Origin of the sequence: Nocardia sp. NPDC058633, from assembly GCF_042717045.1 — a bacterium.
Lineage (GTDB): Bacteria > Actinomycetota > Actinomycetes > Mycobacteriales > Mycobacteriaceae > Nocardia.
This window is the reverse complement of sequence record NZ_JBHXRA010000002.1, coordinates 23,560-46,138: the sequence shown is the minus strand read 5'-3', so window position 1 is coordinate 46,138 and position 22,579 is coordinate 23,560. Positions and strand designations below refer to the sequence as shown.

General features: G+C 67.8%; 18 protein-coding genes and 1 pseudogene. 12 read left to right on the top strand and 7 right to left on the bottom strand.

Going from position 1 to position 22,579, the window contains the following annotated elements; all coding sequences use genetic code 11:
- Window positions 1-10 precede the first annotated feature (10 nt).
- The 3 genes from ACFWUR_RS02450 to ACFWUR_RS02440 all read left to right on the top strand — a co-directional run bounded on the left by ACFWUR_RS02450 (window position 11) and on the right by ACFWUR_RS02440 (window position 3,574).
- Entirely contained in the window at window positions 11-2,485 is a 2,475-nt protein-coding gene (locus ACFWUR_RS02450; protein ID WP_378900698.1) for a hypothetical protein, read from the top strand.
- A complete protein-coding gene (locus tag ACFWUR_RS02445) occupies window positions 2,482-3,291 on the top strand; it encodes an ESX secretion-associated protein EspG (RefSeq protein ID WP_378900695.1) in 810 nt (269 codons plus the stop codon). Before ACFWUR_RS02450 ends, ACFWUR_RS02445 begins: the two co-directional genes overlap by 4 nt.
- Before the next feature lie 82 nt (window positions 3,292-3,373).
- A complete protein-coding gene (locus tag ACFWUR_RS02440) occupies window positions 3,374-3,574 on the top strand; it encodes a hypothetical protein (protein ID WP_378900692.1) in 201 nt (66 codons plus the stop codon).
- Window positions 3,575-3,818: 244 nt separating this feature from the next.
- Here ACFWUR_RS02440 and ACFWUR_RS02435 read toward each other — a convergent pair whose 3' ends face one another.
- A complete protein-coding gene (locus ACFWUR_RS02435; protein WP_378900689.1) occupies window positions 3,819-4,010 on the bottom strand; it encodes a ferredoxin in 192 nt (63 codons plus the stop codon).
- Window positions 4,007-5,434: a cytochrome P450 gene (locus tag ACFWUR_RS02430; protein ID WP_378900686.1), complete on the bottom strand. Its 1,428-nt coding sequence runs from the start codon at window positions 5,432-5,434 to the stop codon at window positions 4,007-4,009. The genes ACFWUR_RS02435 and ACFWUR_RS02430 overlap by 4 nt, the downstream gene beginning before the upstream one ends.
- A 110-nt stretch (window positions 5,435-5,544) precedes the next feature.
- Here ACFWUR_RS02430 and ACFWUR_RS02425 point away from each other — a divergent pair, with 110 nt between their 5' ends.
- From ACFWUR_RS02425 to ACFWUR_RS02390, 8 genes and pseudogenes are all read left to right on the top strand, one after another.
- A complete protein-coding gene (locus ACFWUR_RS02425; RefSeq protein WP_378900683.1) occupies window positions 5,545-6,195 on the top strand; it encodes a TetR/AcrR family transcriptional regulator in 651 nt (216 codons plus the stop codon).
- 12 nt (window positions 6,196-6,207) lie between these two features.
- Window positions 6,208-6,460 (top strand): annotated as a pseudogene (locus tag ACFWUR_RS02420) (rhodanese-like domain-containing protein); the annotation flags it as partial.
- Window positions 6,461-6,628: 168 nt separating this feature from the next.
- Entirely contained in the window at window positions 6,629-7,570 is a 942-nt protein-coding gene (locus ACFWUR_RS02415) for a methionyl-tRNA formyltransferase (protein WP_378900680.1), read from the top strand.
- Window positions 7,571-7,644: 74 nt separating this feature from the next.
- On the top strand, window positions 7,645-13,563 hold the full coding sequence (locus ACFWUR_RS02410) for an amino acid adenylation domain-containing protein (protein WP_378900677.1): 5,919 nt from the start codon (window positions 7,645-7,647) through the stop codon (window positions 13,561-13,563).
- Window positions 13,564-13,643: 80 nt separating this feature from the next.
- Window positions 13,644-14,594 (top strand): ATP-binding cassette domain-containing protein, encoded by a 951-nt coding sequence (locus tag ACFWUR_RS02405; protein WP_378900674.1) that lies wholly within the window; start codon window positions 13,644-13,646, stop codon window positions 14,592-14,594.
- Window positions 14,591-15,403 carry an ABC transporter permease gene (locus tag ACFWUR_RS02400; RefSeq protein ID WP_378900671.1) on the top strand — a complete coding sequence of 271 codons (813 nt, stop codon included), beginning with the start codon at window positions 14,591-14,593 and terminating at the stop codon, window positions 15,401-15,403. The genes ACFWUR_RS02405 and ACFWUR_RS02400 overlap by 4 nt, the downstream gene beginning before the upstream one ends.
- Window positions 15,400-16,191 (top strand): ABC transporter permease, encoded by a 792-nt coding sequence (locus ACFWUR_RS02395; protein WP_378900668.1) that lies wholly within the window; start codon window positions 15,400-15,402, stop codon window positions 16,189-16,191. The genes ACFWUR_RS02400 and ACFWUR_RS02395 overlap by 4 nt, the downstream gene beginning before the upstream one ends.
- 53 nt (window positions 16,192-16,244) lie before the next feature.
- Window positions 16,245-16,541, top strand: a complete 297-nt coding sequence (locus tag ACFWUR_RS02390; RefSeq protein ID WP_378901542.1) for a transposase — start codon at window positions 16,245-16,247, stop codon at window positions 16,539-16,541.
- A gap of 7 nt (window positions 16,542-16,548) precedes the next feature.
- Here the strand turns inward: ACFWUR_RS02390 and ACFWUR_RS02385 are convergent, their stop codons facing one another.
- From ACFWUR_RS02385 to ACFWUR_RS02375, 3 genes are all read right to left on the bottom strand, one after another.
- On the bottom strand, window positions 16,549-17,385 hold the full coding sequence (locus ACFWUR_RS02385; protein WP_378900665.1) for a metal-dependent hydrolase: 837 nt from the start codon (window positions 17,383-17,385) through the stop codon (window positions 16,549-16,551).
- A 260-nt stretch (window positions 17,386-17,645) separates the two neighbouring features.
- Entirely contained in the window at window positions 17,646-18,581 is a 936-nt protein-coding gene (locus tag ACFWUR_RS02380; protein ID WP_378900662.1) for a hypothetical protein, read from the bottom strand.
- 203 nt (window positions 18,582-18,784) lie between these two features.
- Window positions 18,785-19,705 carry a LysR family transcriptional regulator gene (locus ACFWUR_RS02375; protein ID WP_378900659.1) on the bottom strand — a complete coding sequence of 307 codons (921 nt, stop codon included), beginning with the start codon at window positions 19,703-19,705 and terminating at the stop codon, window positions 18,785-18,787.
- 231 nt (window positions 19,706-19,936) lie between these two features.
- Here ACFWUR_RS02375 and ACFWUR_RS02370 point away from each other — a divergent pair, with 231 nt between their 5' ends.
- Complete coding sequence (locus ACFWUR_RS02370; RefSeq protein WP_378900656.1) at window positions 19,937-21,127, top strand: MFS transporter; 1,191 nt, start codon at window positions 19,937-19,939, stop codon at window positions 21,125-21,127.
- Window positions 21,128-21,168: 41 nt separating this feature from the next.
- Here ACFWUR_RS02370 and ACFWUR_RS02365 read toward each other — a convergent pair whose 3' ends face one another.
- Window positions 21,169-21,993: an enoyl-CoA hydratase-related protein gene (locus ACFWUR_RS02365; protein WP_378900653.1), complete on the bottom strand. Its 825-nt coding sequence runs from the start codon at window positions 21,991-21,993 to the stop codon at window positions 21,169-21,171.
- Between the two features lie 14 nt (window positions 21,994-22,007).
- Entirely contained in the window at window positions 22,008-22,577 is a 570-nt protein-coding gene (locus ACFWUR_RS02360; protein WP_378900650.1) for a QsdR family transcriptional regulator, read from the bottom strand.
- Window positions 22,578-22,579: the final 2 nt, after the last annotated feature.

Below are 22,579 nucleotides of genomic sequence, written 5' to 3'. Positions count from 1 at the left end.
AAAGGCGACGATGGCCCTCGAACCGAACACGTGGTCCGGCCTGGAGAACCAGGCGAAGGCGGGATATCTCGCGTTCGACCCGGCCAAGGCGCTGGCCGCGGCCAAAGCCTGCGCCGATCTGGTCGACGATCTACTCGGGATGAGCGCCGCGGTGACCGATCTGCGCCTGAACAATTTCGCGCCCATCGGCACCCTGACCTCCGGTACTCAGCTGGCGATGGCGTTCAGCAACAAGGGTTCCCGCCTGTACACCATCCTCAATGACCACGCGAAGATCGTCACCGATATGGGCGAAACCTACATCGCCGCGGGCAAGACGTACGTGAGCACCGACGACAACTCCAGAGACAACATCAAGGCGCTCGGCGAACTGAAGATGCCGACCGCGGCGACCCCGTACAAACCGGGCACCGCGGCCCCGGGTGGCCCGGATGCCACCTTCGGCAATCCGTCGCCCTTCAAAGCCGAGAGTTTCCCGTCGTCGTTGAAGGACTACCAAGGCGCGAAGGATACCGGCGCCACGGCCAGCATCGAGAACAAGGACAGTCTCAGCTTCACCGAGATGTACGAGCTGGGGCGCGACCTCGATCCGCAACCGGTGCTCGCGGCCGCGGGAACCTGGCACTCCCTGTCCACCGACCTGCTCAGCAGGCTGAACAACTTCGTCACAGTGATCTCGGCGGGTACCGATGGTTGGGAGGGCCAGGGCGCGACCGCGGCCGCGACCGCGGTCACGAACTACTCCAACGGTGTGCAACCGCTGGTCAATTCGATGATCGCGATGAGCCAGAACCTCGACTACACCGCGCAATGGCTGTATCTCACCAAACTGAGCATGCCCGCGACGTCGGATGCCGGCGATTGCTGCCCCGGGCGGGTGACCAGGCGGTATCGCGACGAGTGGCAGAAGCATTACGGCGAAGGCATGAAGAACACGGTGTCGGTGATTCCGGCAGTCGACGGGCCGATCGCCACCCCACAGCCCACCCCTGGTCAGGGGCAGAATGTGCCGGGCGGTGGTGAGTACGGGCAGGGTGGCGGACAGCAGGGCGCCCCCGGCTCCGATCCCTCGGGCCTGGGTTACGGCGGCCAAGGTTACGGCGGCCAAGGGTACGGCGGCGAAGGGTATGGAGGCCAGGCAAATAGCGGCCAAGGGTATGGCCCCTCAGGATATGGCTCGCAGGGATACGACGACAACTATCGCGACCAAACCCTGCCGGGCCAGCAGACAAATGGCGGTGCCGGGTCAGGGGCAGGTCTGCCCGGAGCCGAAACCCTGGCTGCGGGCTACGAAGCCGCGGGTGGGGGCAGCGGCGCGGATACGACGGGCGGGAGCGCAGCGAGTGGAGGACCCACGGGTGGAGGGTCCACGGGTGGAGGCGGGCTCGGCGGGGGCGGCGCGACGCCCACGCGATCGGCAGGCGGATCGGGAAGTTCGCCCTTTCCCCGCAGCAGCTTGCCGTCCGCCGAAGAGGTGGCATCCGCCGCAGGTGCAGGTATGCCATCGGTGTCCTCTCTCGGTTCGGCTCCGCTGCCGCGGGGGGCTTCCGGTGCGGGTGGGGCATCGGGCGGAAAACCGTCGAAATCGGACAGCAAGGGTTCCGGTTCGGGCGCGTCGTCCCTCGAGGATTCCCTCGCCACCGCGGTGGGTGGGGACCCCGCGCAGGTGAAGTCGGTCCTCGACAACCTCCCTGGACTGCTCGACGAGGACGCCCTGTCGTCGCTGTCCGGACTGCCACCGGAACAGGTGCGGTCGATTCTGGACAGCATCCCCGACGTGGTCGACGAAAAAGCGCTCGCCGAGCTCAGCGGTGTGGACCCGGCGGGCGTGCGCTCGGTGCTGGAGAATCTTCCGGCGGCGTTGGACGAGCAAGCGCTCGCGGCGGCGACCGGTGGCCCGAACGGCTTGTCGTCGTCCGGGGCCGGGATCGCCTCGCAGGACGCGGCATCGGGCGCCGGGGGGATGGCGGGTTCACTGGCTTCCGCGGGTAGCGACTTCCTCGGTCAGATAGGGAAAGCGCTGACCCAGGGGCTGGATTCGCTCACCCAGCTCGGTAGCGCACTACCGGGCGCGCAGCAGATGCAAGATCTGCTGCGGCAGTTCGATCCGAACGCGTTGGCGGCGGCGGGGCTTTCCCCCGCCGATGGCGCCGGTGCGGGGGGTGCTGGCGCGGGCGGTGCGGGGGCAGGCGGCGGTGGAGTCGGTGCCGCTTCACTGGATTCTCCGACCCAACAATCCAGCACGCTGTACCCGCGCGCAGGGCTGCCCGGTGCCGAACAGCCGATCTATCCCGCCGCGGCGGCCGGTGCGCGCACCGACTCCATGCCTGGCGGTTCGCCCATGATGTCACCCGCCGCCGCCGGTGGCGCGGGACAGAACGCAGGCGGCGGGCACAAGCCCGCCAGATACCTGCAGTCGAGAGTGCACCTCGACGAAGCCCTCGGCCCGACGCCCGACCGAGTGCGACCGGTGGCCGAGTCATGAGCCGAACCTGGGAATTCACCGACCTGGAGTTCAATCTCCTCTGCGAGGATGTCCGGCGGGGCGAACTGCCCGCACCGTTCATCTTCACCAGCCGCACCCGCCTCGAAGAGGACTACGAGCTGGAGAAATCTCAGGTCCGCCAGCGGTTGCGACGCCGACTCGACCACGATCTCGACGTCCTGGCGGGCGCGATCGCCAAACCTGACGTCTTCGTCGTCGCGCACGCGTGGAACGACCAGGATTTCGCAAATCCCGAGGCGCGAATCCGGGTGCACGCGATCCGGCATCGAGCACGCGGCTATGTGATCACCCAGCGCCCGGGTGAAACCCTCGCGCACAGCGGCGGTTTCGACGCCGTCGAATGCGATCCGTATTCCCTGGCCGACACCGTGATCGGATTACTCCCACGCTGCGGCGCAGGCAAGCTTGCCGACATCGCGTTGTCACTGCCCGACACCGAACCCACACAGGAGCGCAACCGCCCGGTATCCAGCATCGCCGATGACGACGACGATGACGACCTCGGCGACCACCCCGCTCGCAGCGCCGGGTTCTTCGCCACCCCCGCTCTCAGCACCGGCATTGTCAAAGTGCTGCAAGGCCGCTCCAAATATGGACCCCGCGGGCGGATCGAGGCAGGCCTGTTGTGGCGCGACCTTCCCGACGACGGGCGTTACGTGATCCCGCTGGACGACCCTGCCCCGATCGCCACCGCCATGAGCAGCGACCGGCTGGCCCTCTGGATGCGTGACCGGATCGAGGAAATTCTCACCCGGATGGAATCGCACAGGGAAACCGAGGAATGAGCAGAACCCGGCTCGGCGAACTATCGGAGATCGGGTAGGAGGTCAGACCATCGTGCGGCGGGTGAGAGGCGAGGTGACCACGATGTCGAGTGTCGGCCACGGCGCCCCGACCACGCCCGCCGGATCGAGAAGGTGCCGCACTCTGGTCACCTTGCTACAGCACCCCGACCACGCCCGTGACCTGGCGGCCTGGGCCGCCGGTCATGGCGCCGACTACTTCGACGGCGCCATGATGGCCCTCCCCGAGACCGTCGCCACCTGGTCCTCGTCGGTTCGACGATGAGTTCGCCGGGGAAGCGACCCGCATCCGCGACCTGTCGACCCGCATCCACACCCCGCCCTCGAAACGTGTCCTCGGACCCCGGGTCGCCCGCCCGGTTGTGTTGCGATCAGTCCTTAAAAACACCCCGGGAGTTTATTGTCACAGTGACGGTTTGGGGGTTGGGAGTAGCGGCAGGGGAGTGCGAGACCTGAACGCGACCAGGACCTCTTCGGCGACACTGTCGACACCCCGGCGCGAGTGTGCTTCAGCCGGACAGACGCAAAGCCTCCACCGGGCAGCTGTCGACGGCCAGTCGCACGTCGTCGAGTTCGGCTTCGGGTACCTGGTCGGTCAGCACCGTCACGTTGCCTTCGTCGTCGACTTGAAAGATGTCGGGTAGCAATGCTTCGCACATACCGTGGCCCTCGCAACGGGTGCGGTCGGCGGCGATCTTCATGCCGACACCGAGGCGCCGAGGCGTTCGAGTCGGACGGGTAGGCCATCGAGGGGGACGGGGCCGGTCGCCCAGCCCATCGGCGGCGTGTAGTCGGCGGGAACGGTCCAGCGGTAGCGCAACAGCATGCGGTGCATGATCGCCTTGACTGTCATTGCGCCGAAATAGAGTCCGATGCATTTGTGTGCGCCACCGCCGAAGGGTGCCCAGGTGTAGCGGTGAACCTTGTCCTCGTGCCGTTCGGCGGTGAACCGTTCGGGATCGAACACGTCGGGGTCGTTCCACCAGTGGGCCTGACGCATGGCCGAGTACGAGGTGATCATCACCAAGGTGTCGGCGGGGACGAATTGCCCCTGAATCGCGGTATCCCGCACGGTTTCGCGAATCTGCTGCCCGACAGGGGAGTACATCCGCAAAATCTCTTTGAAGACCAGATCAAGGGTTGGCAGCCGGTCCAGATCGGCGTAGTCGAGTGATTCCTTGCCCAGCGCCTGCGATTCGGCGCGCAGCCGGTCCTGCCATTCAGGGTGCAATCCGAGCTGATACCCCATCATCGACACCGCGATCGTGCTGGTGTCGTGCGCGCCGAGCAGGACGAAGATCAGGTGGTCGACGATGTCCTGGTCGGTGAACGTATGGCCCTCCTCGGACGCGGTGCGGCACAGCACGCTGAACAGATCCTCGCCGTTTCCCGCGCGTTTGGCAGGCAGCTCGCGCCGACAGTAATCCTCCAGCACCGCGCGCCCGCGCAGTCCGCGTGCCCACAGACCGCCGGGCAGATTCGTGCGCACCAGCGCCTGGCCACCGCGCACCGCATCGATGAACGCCCGCTCCAGCCCGGCGGCCTCCGACCCGAGATTCGCCCCCATGAACACTTCCGAGGACAAGCTGAGCAGCAGGCGTTTCGCTGCTGGATAGAGCTGGAAATCGCGGTTCGGTGTCCAGTCGCGCATCCCGCGCTCGATGGCCGGGCTGGTGATATCGAGATAGCCGACCAACCGCGGCCGGGTGAAGGCCTGCTGCAGAATCCGACGGTGGTAGCGGTGTTCTTCGAAGTCGCGCAGCAGGATGCCGCCGTGGAAGAACGGGCCGATGAAGAAGGCGTAGCCGCGCTGCGCGGAATACACCTTGTCTCGGTCGGCGAGTACCTCTTCGGTGGCTTCCGGTCCGGCGACCATGACGACGCGTCGTCCGACGAGTCCGGCCCAGTGCACCGGCCCGTACTTGTCGAAGCGGCGGCGGGCGAAATCGAGGCTGTCGCTCATCGCGGGGATGGCGTGCCCGATGAGCGGGACACCGTAGTCGCCCATGATCGGCCGTAATCCGCTGTCGGGCAGCGGGTCTGCCAGCGCGCGGGTTCGCGAGGGAAACCGTTCGGCAACAGCGGATACGGCGGTTTTGGCCCGTCGGCTCAGGGTCGACTTCATGTTCGTTGTCCCTCTCGCACCGTTGCTCTGTGGTGTGATGTGGACCATACAGGAATCAACCGTTTCCGTAAACGATCGATTCCTGTTTCTGATGCGGCATACTGAGGCTTGTGACACGGGCGGCGACAGGCATCTATCGCGGCACCTCGGCCGAACAGCGACGCGACGAACGCCGCCGGCGTCTGATGGACGCTGCCCTCGACATCATCGGCACCCACGGCTGGGCCGCGACCACCGTGCGCGGAGTCTGCGAACAGGCCAAGGTCGGTCCGCGGTTCTTCTACGAGAGCTTCTCCGACCTCGACGCACTCGCCGGCGCCGTACACGACGAGATCATCGACACCGCGCTCCGCAGCTCACTGGACGCGCTCGCCGCCGCCCCGGACGACATCGCCGCCAAAACGCGGGCCGCCGTCACCGCCATCCTCAATTCCGTCGTCGACGACCCCCGTCGCGCCCGCGTGGCTTTCGCCGAGGCGCACGGCAGCGAAACGCTGATGCGCCGCCGCGCCGCCGCCATGCGCACCATCGCCGACGTCGTCGCCGAACAGGAACGCGCACTGTTGAATCCGCCGGCCGGTAGCGAAACCCTGGTCCGCGCGGTCTCTCTGATGATCACCGGAGGTGCCGCCGAATTGGTCCTGGCCTGGCTCGACGGCGGTATGGACATCAGCCGCGACGAACTGATCAACCTGTGCGTCGAATTCGTGCTGACCTTTGCCGACAACCTGACTATGATGGCCACCCGATTGGCGCGGTGAAGGCGCGCACCGGTCGCCGTGGACGTCCGCCGTGACGTCGACTGGAATCGAGTACGCATCCCGGGTGCCGTGCACATGCCGCTCTAGATGCTCCCCCGCGCGATGTCTGGAACTCTCCGAGGACCGGCTGCTCATCACCTTCTGTACCGGCGGCTTTCGCTCCGCGGGCGCGGCGAACCTGCTGGTCGAGAACGGCTTCGAAGCCGTCAATATGAGCCGTGGCCTGATCGACTGGCGCGCTGCCGGTGGGCCGCTCACCCCGTGAGGTCGAGTTCGCGCGACCGTTGCCGCTGCCTGAGCGGGGAGCCTCACGCTGGATACGCAGACGGACAGCGATCGGCGTATCGGCGCGAAAATCGTCGCGGCCGCGCGCACGGGCATATTTCCATCTATGTAAGGTAAGCCTACACATAGACGAAAGTAGGGCAGTTCCATGCGTATCGTGTCGTTCGGTTTCCAAACCTGGGGTCGCAAGACCCTGCAGGCCCTGATCGACTCGGAGCACGAGGTGGTCCTGGCGGTCACCCACCCGGCCGCGGATTCCGCCTACAAGGCGATCTGGAACGATTCGGTCGAGGAACTGGCCACCGAACACGGCATTCCGGTGCACCTCACCGAACGTGCCGACGCCGAGACCATCGATCTGGTCAAGCGGGCCGAACCCGATGTGATCGTGGTCAACAGCTGGTACACCTGGATGCCCGCGGAGCTGTACGACATGCCGACCCACGGCACCTTGAACCTGCACGATTCGCTGCTGCCGAAATTCACCGGGTTCTCACCCGTGCTGTGGGCGCTGATCAGCGGCGCCGAGGAATTCGGCCTCACGGTGCACCGTATGGACGAACAACTCGACACCGGCGACATCCTGGTCCAGAAGCGCCTGCCGATCCCGCCCGGCGCCACCGGCACCGAACTCGTCCTCGCCGGCATGGAGTTGATTCCCGGTGCGGTACACGAGGCCCTCGGGGCACTCGAGAACGGCACCGCGGTGTGGACGCCCCAGAACAAGGCCGAGCGCACCTACTTCCACAAGCGGTCCGATCGCGACAGCCGGATCGACTGGTCGCTGGACGCGACCGAATCCGAACGGTTCGTGCGGGCGCTGTCCGCGCCGTATCCGCGCGCCTACTCGTACTACCGTGGCGAGCGCATCGAGATTCTCGACGCGGTGATCTCCGAGGCCCGTTACGGCGGCACCGCGGGTCGGGTGATCGTGCAGGAAGGTGGCGGCGCGGTCGTGTGTGGCGCCCAGCCGCACCGGGGCGGCAACCACGCGTTGGTGATCACCCGCGTCCGTAGCGCGGCGGGGACCGAGCACGACGGTGCCGAGTTCTTCGCTCGCGGCGGCTATCTCACCGACTGCCCCGCCTGAGTTTTCGGTTCCGCAGCGCCCGGCCGACGGCACGGGCGCTGACTTCCACCTTCGCTCCCAGCTTCTGAGGCACCATGATTCCCCACGGTTCGATCCCTGCTGTCCGCCCGCTCACCGCGGCACAACGCGAGGTGTGGTTCGCACAGCAATTGCTCGGACCGGTGTCGCTCGCCATCGCCCAATATGTCGACCTGCGCGGACCGCTCGACCTCGCGGCATACCGTCGCGCGGCCCACCTGGCCGCGCGTGATCTGGGCGCCTATGTGCGCTTCACCGTCGTCGACGGGGAGCCGGGACAGGTGCACGACGAGGGCATCGACGACCACATCGCCGTCGTCGACTGCAGCGGGGAATCCGACCCGGAGGCCGCCGCCCGAGCGTGGATGCGGGCTGATCTGGGCGCGCCGTTCGATCTGATCGCCGATCCGCCCATCGTGACCACGGTCCTGCGGCTGAGCTCGCAGCATCACCTGCTCTACACCCGTGCCCATCACCTGGCGCTCGACGGCTCCGGCGCCGTCCGCATGCAGCACCTGCTGAGCGGTCACTACACGGCCCTGCTGGAGGGCAACGAACTGCCGTCGGCCGCAGTCGATTCGACGGCTGTGCTCACCGCCGCGGAGGAAAGCTACCTGGGCTCGCGGCGGTATGGAACCGATCGCGAATACTGGCGCGAGCAGCTCGCCGCGCTGCCTGGCCCGGTTACCCTCGCGACGCGGCCCGGTGCCCCCGATCCGCTGCCGATCCACGCCCGCGCCGAGCTGGGGGAATCGCTGGTCGAGCGGTTGCGGGCGCGGGCTGACTTCCCCGGCATCGCTCCTGTGCTGGTGGCGGCGTTCGCCGCGTTCCTCGGCAGGCTCACCGACAGCGAGTCGGTGGCGCTGAGCCTGCCGGTCACCGCGCGCACCGTCGCCGCGATGCGTGAATGCGGTGCCATGACATCGAATATCGTGCCACTGCACTGCTCGGGCCGCACCGTCGGCGCGGCCATCGCCTGCGCGCGTGCCGAACTGAGCGGAGCACTGCGCCACCAGCGCTATCGCGGTGCCGAGATGGTTCGCGACAGTGGGCGCCGGGCCGAGTCGCTGGGTTTCGGACCGGCGGTCAACATCATGAACTTTCACACCGAACTGATGCTGGGTCCGGCGCGCGGCGTCATCGAACTGCTGTCCACCGGGCCGGTCGAGGACCTCGCGCTCAACGTGTATCCGGTGACCGGTTCCGGGTTGCGGGTCGAGTTCGAAGCCAACCGTCATCGCTACACCGAGGCCGAGGTCACCGCGCATCTGGATCGGTTCGTCGGCTTTCTGACGGCGTTCGCGGCCGCTGACGACGCTGTTTCGATCGACCGGTTGCCGGTCCTCACCGACGCCGAGGCGGGCCTGCTCGTCCCCTGGTGCGGGCCGACGGCGGGTGCACCGGCCACGCTGGGTGAGCTGATCGCCGCCGCCGTCGCGGCGAACCCGGACGGCATCGCCGTCGTCTACGGCGAGAAGCGCTGGACCTACCGCGAATTCGACGCGTGGACCGACCGCCTCGCCGGTGCGCTGCAGGCCGCGGGTGCCGGCCCCGAGACCTTGGTCGCGATGGTCATGGAACGTTGCGCGGCCTCGGTCGGCGCGGTCTGGGCGATCGCCAAGACCGGGGCGGGTTTCGTGCCGATCGACGGGGGATACCCGGCCGAGCGCATCGCGCACATCCTCGGTGACTGTGGTGCCACCCTCGGTGTCACCGGCGTGGAGCACCCGGCGGATCTGCCCGGATCGGTCCGCTGGACGATCGTCGACCCCGATACGGTGCCGGAGGCAAAGCTGCGACCCGTTGCCGCGCGGCCCGAGCACCCCGCGTACCTCATCTACACCTCCGGGTCGACCGGTATCCCCAAGGGCGTGCTGGTGACCCACGGGGGGCTCGCGAACCTTGCGGCCGAGCGCCGCGACCGATACGCGCTGCGCCCCGGAGCCCGGACCCTGCACCACGCCTCCCCGGGTTTCGACATGGCGGTCGGCGAGATCCTGTGTGGACTGGCCGGTGCGGCGACGCTGGTGGTGGCCTCGCGCTATGTGATGGCGGGGCCGGATCTGGCCGAGCTCATGCGGCGCGAGCGGGTGACCAACGCCATCATCACCCCGGCGGTGCTGGCCACCCTCGACCCCGAGACCCTGCCCGACCTGCGCGTCCTGGGTGTCGGTGGGGAGGCGATCCGCTCCGACCTGGTCGCGGCCTGGTCGCGAACCCGGTTGATGCGCAACGGATACGGCCCCACCGAGGCCACCGATATCGCCACCATCGCCGAGCTGACGCCGGACCGACCAGTGACAATCGGCGCGCCCTTGCGCGGATTCCACGCACTGGTGCTGGATGCCAGGCTGCGACCGGTGCCACCCGGTGTCCTCGGCGAGCTCTACCTCGGCGGCCCGGCACTGGCCCGCGGCTACCACGGACGGCACTCGTTGACCGCCGCCCGATTCGTCGCTGATCCGTTCGGCCCGCCCGGCGGGCGCGTGTACCGCACCGGTGACCTGGTCACGCTCACCGCCGGGGCCGAGCCCGAACTGATCTACCACGGCCGCAGCGACTTCCAGATCAAGGTGCGCGGTCACCGCATCGAGCCGGGCGAGATCGAGACCACGCTCACCGGTGTGCCCGGCGTCGGCCGGGCCGCCGTCACCGCCCATCAGGACTCCAGGGGTACCCATCTGGTGGCCTACCTGGTGCCGGACGGTCCACTCGACGTGGAGCAGGTGCGGCGTCAGATCGCCGAGCAGCTGCCCGCGTATCTGCGACCGAGCGCCTATCACGTACTCGACACCTTGCCGCTGACTCCCAACGGCAAACTCGACACCCGTCGCCTGCCCGCGCCGGTGTTCGGTCACCACGGTTCCCGGCCCGTCTCGACGGACTCGGAGCGGACGGTGGCGGCGGCCTTCGCCGACGTTCTCGCAATCGAGGTGGCCGGGGCCGAGAGCGACTTCTTCGAACTCGGCGGGACCTCGCTCACCGCCACCGCGCTCGCGGGGCGGCTCGGCATCGGCGTGCGCACCGTCTTCGACGCACCGACCGTCGCGGCGCTGGCGCTGCGACTCGACGACGCCGACCCGGCCGAGGACGCACCGGTGCCGCAAGCCCGGCCCGAACAGTTGGCGCCCGCCCCGGCGCAGCTGCGGATGTGGCTGCTCAATCAGCTGTACCGGGATTCGTCGGCGTACCACCTGCCGATCGCGTTGCGCCTGACCGGATCTCTCGATGTGGCGGCCCTCGATGCCGCGGTGCGGGATGTGGTGGACCGGCACGAGGTCCTGCGCACGGTGTACCCCGCGGCCGATGCCGGGCCACAGGTGCGCCTCCTGACCGTCGACGCGGCTCTGGGCGGCACACCGCTGACCGCGCGCGCTCTCGACGCGGCCGATCTGGACGCCGAACTCGCGGTGACGGTCGCCGCGCCCTTCGACGTCACCACCGACGCGCCGATCCGGCTCGCCCTGTGGAATCTCGGTTCCGACGACCACGTGCTCGCGCTGGTGGCACATCACATCGCCGCCGACGGCTGGTCGCACGGTCCGCTCGTGGCCGATCTGTCAGCGGCGTACACCGCGCGGGCTGCCCGACGGCCACCGCGGTGGGAACCGCTGCCGCTGCAGTACGCCGACTACACACTGTGGCAGCACCGGCGGCTCGGTGATCGGCACGACCCGCTCTCGCGTGCCGCCGGTCAGCTCGCGCACTGGGTGCGCACGCTGGACGGCGCGCCCGACCGGCTGCCGCTACCGACCGATCGAGTCCGTGCTCCTGGCTCCGGCAGGCCGGGCGGCGCCGGCGCGGTGGTCGAGTTCGAGATCGGCGACGATGTCGCGACCGCGCTGGCCGAGCTGGCTCGACGGCACAACGCGACTCCCTTCATGGTCGGTTACGCGGCCTTCACCGTTCTTCTCGGTGACCTGGCCGGTAGCGCGGACGTGACGATCGGAACCCCCGTCGCGGGCCGCGGACACCCCGCCCTCGACCGCTTGGTCGGCATGTTCGTGAACACCCTGCCCCTGCGCCTGACTCTCGATCCGCAGGAACACTTCACCGCGCTGGTGGCGCGCGCCAGGGAGGTCTCGCTCGCCGCGCTCGGCAACGCCGACGTCCCCTTCGATCACATCGTCGAAGCGGTGAATCCACCACGCGACAACACCCGGCACCCCCTGTTCGAGGCGGTGTTCTCCTACGAGAACCTACCCGCCTCGCCCTCGCTCGATCTCGGTGGACTGACCGTATCCGCCCTCGATCTCCCTTGGGAAATAACACATTTCGATCTCAGCCTCACCCTGCGCGAACGCCCCGGAACCGGCGGCCTGACGGGAAGCCTGCGTTACGCCACCGACCTCTACGACGCGGCGTCGGTGGCCGGGTTCGCGACGCGGTTCCATGACATCCTGACAGCGATCACCGCACATCCCGAGGTGACTGTCGCGCAGCTGTCCGACACGGTCACGCCCGGCCTCGGTCTTCCCGAGCGCTCGGCGCCGGAAGGCGACGCCGTCTCCGGAGCTTCGGCCGGTGGCGGCGAGCCGGCGACCGTGCGCGAGCTCGCCGTGGCCCAGGTGTTCGCCGATGTGCTGGAACGAGATTCGGTCGCGATCGACGACAGTTTCTTCGAACTCGGTGGCACCTCGCTGTTGGTCTTCACACTCCGGTCGGAGCTGCGGACCCGGCTCGGTATCGATGCCGACCCACGCATGCTGTTCGAAGCGCCGACGCCGCGTGCGGTGACAGCGGCGGTGACGGCGGAGTCCGGCGCGGCGGCGGCCGGGCACTGGACCGACATGCTGATCGCCGATGCGCGCCTCGATCCCACGATCACGGTGCCGGCGGAGTTCGCGGCACCACCGACGTCGGCCGACGATGTGTTTCTGACCGGAGCCACCGGCTTCGTCGGCATCCATCTGCTGCGCGAACTGCTCGACCGCACCGCATCGCGCGTGTGGTGCCTGGTCCGCGCCGAGGACGCCGACGACGTGCGCCGCCGACTCGAAACAACCCTGCGGCGCTACGGACTCGGGACCGAGGGCCTCGCGGATCGGGTCGTGCCGGTGCCCGGCGACCTCGCCGCGCCGCGCTTCGGGCTCGCCGCCGACACCTGGGCCGGGTTGGCGGCACGGATCGAGGTGATCTACCACAACGGCGCCCGCGTGAATCATCTGGAATCCTATGCCGCCCTACGCCCGGCCAATATCGCCGGAACCGTCGAGATCCTGCGACTGGCGGTCGACACCAGGGTGAAGGCCCTGCATTTCGTCTCCACCGTGTCAGCCGCTGTCGGCGTCGGGCACACCGGAACAGTCACCGAGCGCACGGCGATCACCGCCGACCAGGTACCCCGCAACGGGTATCTGGCCACCAAATGGGTGGCCGAGCAGTTGGTCCTCGCGGCAGCCGAACGCGGGTTGCCGGTCGCGGTGCACCGGCCCGGCCTGGTCGCCGGATCGATCAGCAGCGGCGCCAACAGTGCTGACGACGCGTTCTGGACGCTCATCCGGTCGGCCGCCCATCTCGGGGTCGCACCCGACATCGAATCCGCCGACGTCACCTTGGCGCCGGTCGACTACGTGGCACGGGCGCTGGTCACGCTCGCCACCGGGCGGCAGCCCGACACCGAGATCTATCACCTGGTCAACAGTGCGTCCACCAATGTCGGGGATATCCTCAATACCCTGCGCCGCACCGGTTTTCCCATCGAGATCGTGTCGGTGGCCGATGCCGCCGAGCGATTGGCCGGGCGGATCGCGCAGCACGCCGACCTCATGCGCGCGGCACTCGTCGCCGACAACTACCTCAACGGCGGGGGCGACGCCCTGATCGTCGACGACACCAACACCCGAGCGGTACTGGCTCGATCCGGGGTGCGTTGTGCGGCAATCGATGCCGTTGTCCTACAGCGTTATGTCGACGGTTTCATCACCGCGGGTCTGTTGCCGACCCCGGTCGCCGACCCGTCCGAGGTCCGCTAGGTGTACGAGGGCGCCGGTCCGAGTGCTGTATGCCGTTGCAGCCCACCCCTTTTTAGTTAGGTTAGGATAAGTTAACGTCTATGGTTGACTATGCGGTCGAGGCGGAGGGTCTCGTCAAACGATTCGGCGGGGTTACCGCGCTGGACGGGCTCGGTTTCGCGGTGGAACGGGGCACGATCGCGGGGGTGCTCGGACCGAACGGGGCGGGAAAGACGACAACAATCGACGTACTGACCACCTTGCTGGTTCCCGACGCGGGTCGCGCGCGGGTAGCCGGTCACGATGTGGTGGCCGACCCGGGAGCGGTCCGGTCGGTGATCGGTCTGACCGGGCAGTTCGTCGCCCTGGACGAGAACCTCACCGCGCGCGAGAACCTCGCCCTGTTCGGGCGGCTGCTGAAACTGGGACGGCGGCGCGCGGCCGAGCGCGCCGAGGAACTGCTGCACCGCTTCGATCTCACCGATGCCGCCGATCGGCGCAGCGGTACCTTCTCCGGCGGCATGCGACGACGGCTCGACCTCGCGGCATCGTTGATCGGCGAACCGGAAGTGCTCTTCCTCGACGAACCGACCACCGGTCTCGACCCGCGCAGCCGCGCGGTGCTGTGGGACGTGGTCCGCGACCTACGCGACGACGGTATGACCATCCTGCTCACCACCCAATACCTGGACGAGGCAGACGAACTGGCCGACCGGATCGTCGTGGTCGACCACGGCCGAGTGATCGCGGACGGCACCGCCGACGAGCTCAAGGACCAGGCAGGCGGTTCGGTCTGCCACGTCACCGCGGCCGAGAGCGACCGCCCCCGGATCGCGGCCGCGCTGGCGGACATGACCGGGCTCGCCCAGTTGAGCGACGGCGTCGCCGTCGCCGCGTCGGGCGCCGCGACGCTGATCGATGTCGTGCGCAGGCTCGATGCCGCCGAGATCGCCGTCGACGACATCGCCCTGCGCCGCCCGACCCTCGATGACGTGTTCTTCCGCCTGACCGGGCATCCCAGCGTTCCCGGCGAACTCGAGGATGCCCCGTGAGGACCATCGCCGCATCGAAAACCGATGCCGCGCCGACCCGTCCGCATCCGTCGATAGGGGCCGACACCGCGATCCTGGCCGGGCGCCACCTGCGGTTGATGAGCAGACGCCCCGCCTCCGTCATCGGCGCCGTGGTGCTGCCGTTGATCTTCGCCACGATGTTCTACGTCGTGTTCGGCACCGTGGTCGAGCGCCGGATCGGCAGTGGCTACGGCCAATATCTGCTGCCCGCGGTGATTCTGCAGGCGATGCTGTTCACGGCTATGTCGGCGGCCATTCTGTCGGTCGAGGACGTGACCGGCGGCATGATCCGCAGGCTCCGTTCCATGGCGGTCTCGCCCATCGCCCCGGTACTGGGACTGGTCGGCGCGGAGCTGACCCGCGCGGTGCTGACGATCGCGGTCCTGCTGCCCGCCGGCGCCGTCATGGGCTTCCACCTCGAAGGTGGTGTTCTCGCATCGATCGGATTCGTGCTCATCGCACTGTTTTTCGCCGCAGTGGTGTGCACCGGGTTCATCGCGATCGGTTTCGCGGTGGGCAAGGTGGACTCGGTACAGGTGATCACCAATGTCATCTTCTTTCCGTTCCTGCTCGTGTCGAACGCCTTCACGCCGACCGAAGCGTTCCCGGACTGGCTGCAGCCGTTCGTCGCCAATCAGCCCCTCAGTTGCACCGCCGACGCGCTGCGTGCACTGGCCGCCCCGGAGGCAGCCATCGCCGGGCCGGTCACGACAGCCCTGCTGTGGTTGAGCGGCGGGTTCGTCGTGTGTGTCGCGGTCGCGGCCAGGGCATATCGGAGGTCACTGTGAACGAAACCCGCACCGCGACGGGACCCCGCCCGCATGTGCTCGTCGACGGATGGGCGCTCACCGTCCGCGCCATCCGGGTGACGCTGCGCAACCCTGTCCTGCTGATGATGGCGACGTTCTTCCCCCTCATCCTGTTGGTGCTGATGACGGTGTCGTTCGGCTCGCTGGTCGTCCCCGGCGGCAGCCGGGCCGACTACGTGAACTTCAGCCTGCCGCTGTTCGCCGTCATGGGCATCGCGTTCGCCGGGCTCGGCACCGCCATGACGACCTACGACGATCTGCAATCAGGATTCGACCGTCGACTACGGGCGATGCCGATCGCGCGAGCGGCCCCGCTGATCGGGCGCATCGCCGGCGATGCGGTGCGCAACCTGATCACCTTGCTCGCGGTGATCGGGGTCGGCTATCTGCTCGGATTCCGTTTCACGGGCGGCGTGCTCGGCGTGCTCGGTTTCCTCGTACTGCCGTTGATCTTCGGCACCGGGGTCGCCTGGATGATGGTGGCGATCGCGGTCCACGCGAAGTCCGGCGAAGCGGTGGGTTCGGCGCTCAACGCGATCCTGCTGGTGGCCTCGTTCCTGTCGACCGGATTCGTACCACGCCAGGATCTTCCGTCGTGGATCCAGCCCGTCGCCGCCGCCAACCCGGTGTCGTCGGTGGTCGAGGCGATGCGCGCGATGGCGGCATCCGGACCGATCGCATCGCCCATTGGGCGCGCGCTCGCGTGGACGGTGGCGCTGACCGTGGTGTTCGCGACGCTCGCGATTCGCGGATACCGCCGCCGCTGAACCACGGGCCGTAGGAGACTGCTTCGTCGCGGGCTCGCTGGCCGGGCGAGAAACTGTATCCGATCTGCGACAACTACTCGGTCCACACGCGAGCCGAGGTCCGAGCGTGGTGCGCGGAGAACGACGTCGAGTTGGAGTTCCTGCCGACGTATTCGTGGCTCAACCGCATCGAGTGCGAGTTCGCCGCGCTGCGGTACTTCACGCTGAACGGGACCGACCACCGCAGCCACGCCGAGCAGGACTCGGCGATCGGTGGCTACATCCGCTGGCGTAACCAGCACGGACCTATCCGCGACTTCGCGGTCGGCTCGAAGATCCGGCGACCGGATTACCTATCCCACGTCGCTTGACGCGGCACTAGCGAGTCAACGGGGTGAGTTCGCCGTCCGGGCCGAAGAGGCGGAGGTTCCAGTCGGCGAGCAACGCGGTGTTGTCGACGTCGTCGGGGTGGAAGCCGGGGCGCAGGTAGTCGAGTAGGCGGCTGCGGACGGCGGCCGCGAGAAAGGGTGAGTGGCGCAGCGCGGCCAGGCTGGCGAAAAGGCGGCGCGGGTTGTATGCCGCGCGGTCGCCGGCGAGGGAGAGGAGGGTGTGCGCGGCCGTGTTGAACGTGAAAGTGAACATCAGGACTCGCATCGCCCGGATCCGGATCCGCTCCGAACCCCCAACGGCACGATAGACATCGAAGGCGACACTGCGGTGCTCGGACTCCTCGAGCGCGTGCCACAGCAGGATCGGCCGCGCATCGCCGGTGCCGAGGAGCGCGCGAGCACGTGGTTCGGCCAGTAGGGTTTCGGCGAGTACGGCGGTGAAGTGCTCTAGTGCGGCGGTCACGGCGAGGCGCGCGTGTGGTGACCGACGGCCCAGCACCGCGTTGAAGCGACGCGTGGCCCGCTCGCCTCGACCGATCGGGTAGCCCATGTCGCGCAGCCGATCGTTGAGCGCGGAGTGTTCGCGGCCATGGGTGACTTCCTGGCCGATGAAGCCCTTCACGCGTTGCCGCAGTTCGGGATCGGTGATCTGCGCGTCGAACTCCCGCACCGACCGTACGAAGAAATCCTCACCCTCGGGAAATACCGAGGACAGGAACGCGACAGCATGGCTCATCACCAGATCGCCGTCGACGAAATGCCGGTCCGAACTGGCCTCCGGGTAACCGAACCGGATGCGCCGTACGGGGATCTCGTGCTTGACCATGATCGAAACCAATCTATGACAGTGGTCCATGGAGGGTAGCGGCGCGCACTCCTCCCCACATCCACCCACAGGTGGAAAACGACCGGGCCGAGCTGCACTCGACCGGCTCGGGCGGCACCGCCACGATCAGGGCGGTCGGTACCCGGATTCCCCGCGGAAAAAGACGGCGTGATCGAACGGTCGGCGGGAGTGACGTGGCCGCGCTCTGATCGGTGCATCGCGCTGGTTGTCCGGTCCGAACGATGCGGCGATGTCCACGATCACGCACGCGGTCCGAAGAATTCGGCTCGGGCGGCATCGATGCGTGCCTGCGCTTGGGCGGCGCCTTGGAAACTGACCGCGGCCGATCCGCCACCGGCGAGCCCCAGGGCGAGGAGACCGCCGATCACCGAGAGGAGATTCGGCTCGGGAAGAATGCCCATGTCGCTGGTGGGTGCGACCTCGTGGGCCGGTTCCGCCGCACCGCCGCTGGGTACGGGTGTGACGGGTGAATCCTCTGCTCCGCCGGGGGGCGGTGCATCGGGTGATTCGCCGGCTCCGCCGGGAGCGGATCCGGCGGGTGGTGTGGCGTTGGCACCGCCGGGTGAGTCGCTGCCCGGTGCACCGCCGGGTTCAGCGCGGTCCGGCTGAGCGGTGTCCGGCTCGGGCGGTGCGGGCTCGGGCGGTGCCGGCTCGGGCGGTGCGCCGGGAGCCGGGGCAGGTGCCTGCGGCTCGGGTGCAATGCCGGGGTTCTGGTTTCCGTTGTTGCCTTGGTTGCCGTTGCCGCTGCCGGGGTTCTGGTTTCCGTTGTTGCCTTGGTTGCCGCCGCCGTTGCCTTGGTTGCCGTTGCCGCTGCCGGGGTTCTGGTTTCCGTTGTTGCTCTCGTTGCCGCCGCCGTTGCCTTGGTTGCCGTTGCCGCTGCCGGGGTTCTGGTTTCCGTTGTTGCTCTCGTTGCCGCCGCCGTTGCCCTGGTTGCCGTTACCGCTGCCCGGGTCCGAGTTCCCGTTGTTTCCACCATTGCCGTTGTCTTCCGGACCCGCGACGAAACGGGTTGCGCCGCCGAATCCGTCGCCACCGGGGATGTCGGTGGAGCCGAGTCTCCCGGCGACGGCGATCTTATCGCTGGCAGCGATGGTCGGCTGGGCAGCCGCAGACCCGCCGTAACCGAGGAGACCGAGGACACCCGCGGCCCCGGCCACCACGGCTGCTCGGCTCACCCGACCGACTGTCACGCGTATTCCGTCCCGTCCGCTTGCCCAGCTCACACCATTCGGTCGGATCCGGCCGCCTCCGCGTTACGCACTGCCTCGCCGAGAATCGGCGGCTCGCCCGCGAAGTGTCCTCGGTCGACGCCCGCGAGTGTCCGCTCGAACTACTCGTGCCCGACGGGACGCCCCTGTCGAAAAGGGACTCGGTGGATCTAATCGGACTGTGCGTCCCACTCTGCGCGGTCGCTGCCGAACCAGTGCTCGGGCAGGTCGAGCATTCGAAGGAATGCGGTCGCGGCGGGGGTGAGGCCAGCGCGGCTCCAGATGACGTTCTCGACCCGGGTCGGTGCGCCGGTGACCTCGACGGCGACGACGCCGGTCAGCTGCGGAACGTACCGAGACGGGAGCATCGCGATGCACAGACCCTGCCGAACCAGACGCGCCATCATGAAATCGGCGGTGGTCACTTCGAACGCGACCTCACGGGTGAGACCCGCTGCGGCGAACGCCTGATCAGACTGCTCACGCCCCGCCGTTCTGGGCGGCAGATCCACGAACACTTCCGAGCACAGCCGCTGGAGATCGACCACCGTCTCGTCGGCCAAGGGGTGGTCCGGCGCGACGACGGCGACGAGGTGGTCGCGGCAGAGTTCGCGCACGTTCACCCCGTCGAGAAGCTTTGTCGTGGGTAGGCCGAGGAAGGCTACTTCGAGGATCCCTTCCTTGACCTGGTCGATGAGGTCCTCGCTCGCGCCGACACGAAGGCTGACCTGCACGTCCGGATACCGCCGGCGAAATCTGGACAAGGTGCCTGGGATATCCGCCGCGGCGACCGTCGGAATTATGCCGAGCGACAGACGCCCTCTGACCTCGCCGACCGCGGCGGCGACTTCGGCCGTGACCCGCTCGGCGGCGTTGAGGCACTGACGGGCCGCGGGCAGGAACGCCTCGCCGGCGGCCGTCAGTCGCACGCGCCTGCTTGTGCGTTCGAACAACCGAGCTCCCAGTTCGCGCTCCAGCCGTGCGATCTGGTGACTGAGCGCGGACTGCACGACCAGGCACCGCTCGGCTCCTCGGGTGAAGCTGTTGGTCTCGGCGACGGCGATCACGTACCGCATCTGCTGGAGTTCCACGGATCAATCTTGTCTCGCGATCGTTCGGATGACAAACATGTGTTGGACGCATGGATGTCGCCCGGCGAGACTTTCCGTGTGAGCCGATCGCCGCCATACGGAATTCCCGTCCAGCATGTCGCCCCACTTTTCCAGCGCTGGACCCAACCTCGGACTTCCGAGAATCAGCGCTGCGGAATTCACGCGACAACAGATCCGAAATCGACGTCAAGGAAATAGGAAATTCAGCCCGTGACTGCGCAAGTCGACATTACTCATTCCACTTTCCGGGCCTGGCTCGGAGTAGCCGCCATCACCGCGAGCCTGTTCGTCTTCGTCACGACCGAACTCATGCCGATCGGTCTACTCACGCCGGTGAGCGCGAGCCTGACCGTATCCGTGGGGTTCGCCGGAATGATGGTCACCCTCTACGGCATTTCCGCGGGCGTGGGTGTTCCGTTCATCGTTGCCTGGACCAGGCGAGTCAATCGCCGGGTGCTCCTGTGCGGCATTCTCGTAATTCTGGCTCTCGGTAACCTCTTCACAGCGATTTCGCCCGACTTCGGCCTCGTGCTCGCCATCCGGCTGATCATGGGATTCGCGCACGGAGTGTTCTGGGCGATCGGCGTGAGTATGGCGATGCGACTGGTTCCCGAGCACCAGGCCAGTAAGGCCGCCGCGGTCGCGCTGTCCGGGATGTCGGTCGCGACCGTGGTCGGCGTACCCCTCGGCACGCTGGTGGAGAGCCTCACCGATTGGCGGATGACATTCCTGATCTGGAGCGGGTTGGCGGCGCTGGTGTTCGTCGCCGTCGCTGCCGCTGTCCCGTCGTTGCCGTCGACGAACGCGGTTCCCGTCAGGGAGGTCTTCCAACTCCCGCTCGAGAACGGGCGGCTGAGGATGGTGCTGTTCACCGTCGTGCTGTACGTACTCGGCCACTTCGGGGCCTACACCTTCATTCGCCCGTTCATGGAGCAGAGCGCGGCGGTCTCGTCGGCGCTCATCACCGCTCTGCTGATCGTCTTCGGTGTCGGCGGCGCGATCGGCAACTTCATCGCCGGAAACACCGTGAACAGGAACATGAAGACCACCTTCATCGTCGCCTGCGCGGGACTCGTCGGATCGCTGCTGTTGCTGCTCGCCGTCGGTGACACGGCAGTCGGCCTTGGCGTGGCGGTGGTGCTGTGGGGTGTCTCGTTCGGCGCCGCCAACCTGTGCCAGGTCAACATGATGCTCGCGGCCGCGCCGGACACATTCGAGGCCGCCATGTCGCTCAACACCATGGGCTACAACATCGCGATCGCGCTCGGCGCATTGCTCGGTGGCTTGTTCGCCAACAATTTCGGTGTCTCGGCCGCGGTCTGGCTCGGCATCGCGCTCACCGGTGCCGCGCTGCTGTCCGCACTCGGCTCGCACCGAGATATCACCCCGGAATCCGGTTAGACGGGATGGCCACTGTCGCCGGCCGGCCATCGGACGGCCGTTCAGGCCAGCCAATCGTCGAGGTGGGGGAGTTCGGTGGCTACTGTGCCGGTGAACCGGGGTGGACGCTTCTGGAGGAAGGACATGATGCCTTCGCGCAGGTCGGCGCTGGAGAAGGCGTAGGAGATGAGGCGGGCGTCGAGGGTGAAGACGTCGTCGGGTGTTTTGTCGCCGGACATGGCGACCAGGCCGCGGCGGATCGCGGCGACGGAGACGGGGGAGACCTGGGTGGCCAGTTCGGCGGCAAGGGCCCGGGCGGCGGGCAGGAGGTCGTCGGTGGCGTGCAGGCTGGTGATCAGGCCCGCGGCCAGGGCTTCGTCGGCACCGAAAACGCGGCCGGTGATCATCCATTCCTTGGCTTTGGCCAGGCCGACGATGCGGGGCAGGAACCAGAGCGAACCACCCTCGGGAAACAGCCCCCGGCGGGCGAAGACGAAACCGAAGCGGGAATCGGTGGCGGCGAGCCGGAAGTCGGCGGCGAGGGTCATGGACAGGCCGACGCCGATGGCAGCGCCCTGCATGGCGACGATGACCGGTTTGTTCAGGTCGGTCATCGGGCGCACGACCCGGGTGGACCATTCGACCCAATCCGGGGCGGTGACGTCCTCGTCGGATCCACCCGATGTCAGATCCATACCCACGCAGAAGTCTTTCCCCGCGGCGGCGAAGATCACCACGCGAACATCGTCGTCGCGGTCGGCTGCGATGAAGGCAGCGCCGAGCTCGTCGGCCATCTCGGTGGTGAAACCGTTGCGGGCCTCGGGACGGCTCAGCGTGATGGTGGCAACGGCCGCGTCGACGCTGTAAACGATGGTTTCATAAGTCATGTCGACTCCTTGGTTCAGCGTGTGCCGGATGCGGCGCGAACGAGCAACTCGACCATGGCGGTGGCCTTGCCGGACTGTGGCGGGTCACCGGTGATGATGTCGCTCCAGACGAAAGCTTCGCCGACGCGCACGATCGCGTAGGCGAGATCGCGGACTTCGATGCGCGGATCGAGATCGGGCAGGTCGGTCAGCCGCGAGGCGACCCAGTCGATCATTCGGCCCTGGACGACGGAGTAGCCCGAAGTCAGCACGCGCAAGCCGTATTCCGGGTCGTCGGCGACGAATCGGGTCAGCGGTTCGAAGGTGCGGACCGTATCCGCGAGTGTGCCGAAGTTGCGGACGAAGCGCCCGGCGCGATCAGCGGACACGCTGGGCCCACGGGCCTCGACGCGACCGATCGCCTCCGCGATGATCCGCCACACCACCTCACCTATGACCACTTCCCGGCTACCCCACCAGCGATACAGCGTGGCGCGGCCGATCCCCGATTCGCGGGCCAGCTGTTGCATATCGATGCGGCGGCCTTCGAGAAACCACCGGTGCGCGAGGTCGATGACGGCCTCACGCACCGCGCCGCTGGTCACGA